Origin of the sequence: Mesorhizobium sp. M0244 (assembly GCF_040321795.1) — a bacterium.
In the GTDB taxonomy this organism is placed as follows: Bacteria; Pseudomonadota; Alphaproteobacteria; order Rhizobiales; family Rhizobiaceae; genus Mesorhizobium.
The window spans coordinates 1-2,308 of sequence record NZ_JAMYSE010000194.1; the positions used below are offsets into that span (position 1 = coordinate 1).

The window sequence follows — 2,308 nt, forward strand, 5'->3', positions numbered from 1 at the left end:
CATGGGAACTGGCATTCGTCAGAGCTGAGGTCTTGAATGGGATGAGTTCCGGTTTCTGGAGATTTCCCTCCCAATTCCACACTGCCTTTTTATGCAACATCTCGAAGCACAAAAGGCGAACGGCGGTGCAGCTGTTGGCGTGGCAAATAGCTAAGCTCAACTATCCGGCTTGAGCCCAATGCCCTACAGGTAGAAAGTCGCTCAGGGCGTCAACTTTCTGATTACCTGTCAGATGACAGGCGGCGTTTAAGCCGGTGCGCTGCAGTCAAATCAGCTTCTTCATCAACCGCATCTTCTTGGTCGGCTACGGCATCCCGCGACAGCATGATGAGTGCAAGCCATCCCACTGCAGCAGCACCTGCTCATAGAGGGGAGCAGGCTTGCGCCCCCTTTCAACATTGGTCCATACGCCGGCGTCGGTTTCGTCGATATCGCTCGCGACGCCCAGCTCATGCTTGCGGCGCCGCAGCAGGGAATGGTCCGGAACCAAGAGAGGGGGCAGCGCCTCCTTTCCCCCCTAACGAAAAGGCGGAGGTACCTGAATCTTTCTTGCTCAGCCGGGACGCGCTAGGGAACTGTTCCATGCTTGACGCCTGGATCGCCGCCGCTGATCAGCTAAGTCGGCTTCTTGCTTGTCAGTCCCGGCTGTTATCCGTCCCGGCCCGCTGGGCGGACGATCAGTCCATTGACATTCTCCAGCCGCCCAGCCCTCCGGTGGCTGGAGAGCGCATCGTTTCAAGCCGACCAGCTTTCATGTCTACGCTTCATTGATTCATTGTAACGATGTCGCCTGAAGAGTTATCGCCTCGTATAATTCCTCGACGCCCATGGCGTTCCGGATGTTTTTCAAAACCTCTTGCGAACGCAACTGCCGTGCGACGCAAGCAAGCGCGTTGAGGTGTTCATTTTTGCTTTCGCTCGGCATCAGCAGTAGGAAAATAATGTCCACTGGGACACCGTCGATGGCCTCAAAATCGATGGCTTTAACCAGCTTGGCGAGCATGCCGAATGGTTCGCTCACACCCTGCAACCGTGTATGGGGAATGGCGATCCCCTCGCCGATCCCGGTGGAACCCAACTTCTCCCTGCCAAGAAGCGCTTGCAAGATCGAGCCCTCGGCGATCCCGAGCGTCTCGCCGGCTTTCGCCGACATGATCTGAAGAACACGAGATTTCGACTTAGCCGCGAGGTCAATGACCACGCTTTCCGGCCGGATGAATTCGACGACTTTCATATCGTTCTCATTTGATTTGTCTGGCGAGCAGAATTGGAGTGCACGTTGACGCCCCCTCACTCGACCTCGCGCAGACGGTAGCCGACGCCGGTCTCGGTGGTGATGTAGCGCGGCTGGTCGGGCGTCTTCTCGATCTTTTGCCTGAGCTGGCGGACGTAGACCCGGAGATACTGCACGTCGGTCGAATCGCCCCACACCTGTTTCAGCAGGAAATGGTGGGTGAGAACCTTGCCGGCATGCTGCACGAGGATGCGAAGAATGTCGTATTCCTTCGGCGAGAGCTTTATCTCCTTGTCCTCGACCTTGACGATGCGCTTCACCAGATCGACGGAGAGATCGCCGGTGTGGAACACCGGCTTTTCGCCCTGCTGCTGGAACTTGTGGCGAAGCGCCACGCGGATGCGCGCGACGAGCTCGTTCATACCGAATGGCTTGGTGACATAATCGTCGGCGCCGAGTTCGAGGGCCGAGACGATGCCGGCCTCATCAGTGCGGCTCGAAAGAATAACCACGGGAATGTCCAGGCCATCATCCCGCCATTTGCGCAGCAGCTCATGCCCGCCCATGCCGGGCAGGCCGAGATCGAGCAGCACAAGGTCTGGCTTTTCCGTCTCGATGAGTTCAATCGCCGCCCTGGCGTTCGGCGCCTCGCTGACCGCATAGCCCTGGCTGCCAAGGCCGACCCTAAGCAGCTTGCGGATCGGCGGCTCGTCATCGACGACCAGTATCCTGACCTCCGAATTCGTCATGCCAGATCGTCCACATCGGATTCGTTTACGTCGGGCAGTTCCGACGGCGCCGGCATTCCTATGGTGAAGACCGCACCCGAGCGATCGGTTCGGTTTGCCGCCGAAATCGTTCCGCCCATCGCTTCGATGAAGCCACGGCAGATCGAGAGTCCAAGCCCAGTGCCGGCACGGACCTGATCGCCCTTGCGCACCCGGTAGAAGGTGTCGAAAATCCGCTCCAGATCATCAGGCGGGATGCCTGGTCCCTCATCCATGATCTGCAGGATGACGACGCCATTGTCGGTCCAGGCCTGCAGGCGGATCGTCGAAGCTGGCGGCGCGTATT

The 2,308-nt window shown here is 58.6% G+C and carries 3 protein-coding genes; all 3 read right to left on the minus strand.

The features are described 5' to 3' along the window. Positions 1 to 772: 772 nt before the first annotated feature. Positions 773 to 1,234, minus strand: coding sequence for a PTS sugar transporter subunit IIA (locus NKJ08_RS38480; protein ID WP_352786354.1), 462 nt, complete (start codon positions 1,232 to 1,234; stop codon positions 773 to 775). A 56-nt stretch (positions 1,235 to 1,290) separates the two neighbouring features. After that, positions 1,291 to 1,983, minus strand: coding sequence for a response regulator transcription factor (locus NKJ08_RS38485; protein WP_352786356.1), 693 nt, complete (start codon positions 1,981 to 1,983; stop codon positions 1,291 to 1,293). After that, positions 1,980 to 2,308: sensor histidine kinase (locus NKJ08_RS38490; protein WP_352786358.1), on the minus strand; the 329-nt coding region annotated here is incomplete at its 5' end. The genes NKJ08_RS38490 and NKJ08_RS38485, both read right to left, overlap by 4 nt.

Excerpts from the sequence above, each read along its gene's own strand:
- NKJ08_RS38480 (WP_352786354.1), bottom strand. The coding sequence starts at position 1,234 with ATGAAAGTCGTCGAATTCATCCGGCCGGAAAGCGTGGTCATTGACCTC.
- NKJ08_RS38485 (WP_352786356.1), bottom strand. The coding sequence starts at position 1,983 with ATGACGAATTCGGAGGTCAGGATACTGGTCGTCGATGACGAGCCGCCG.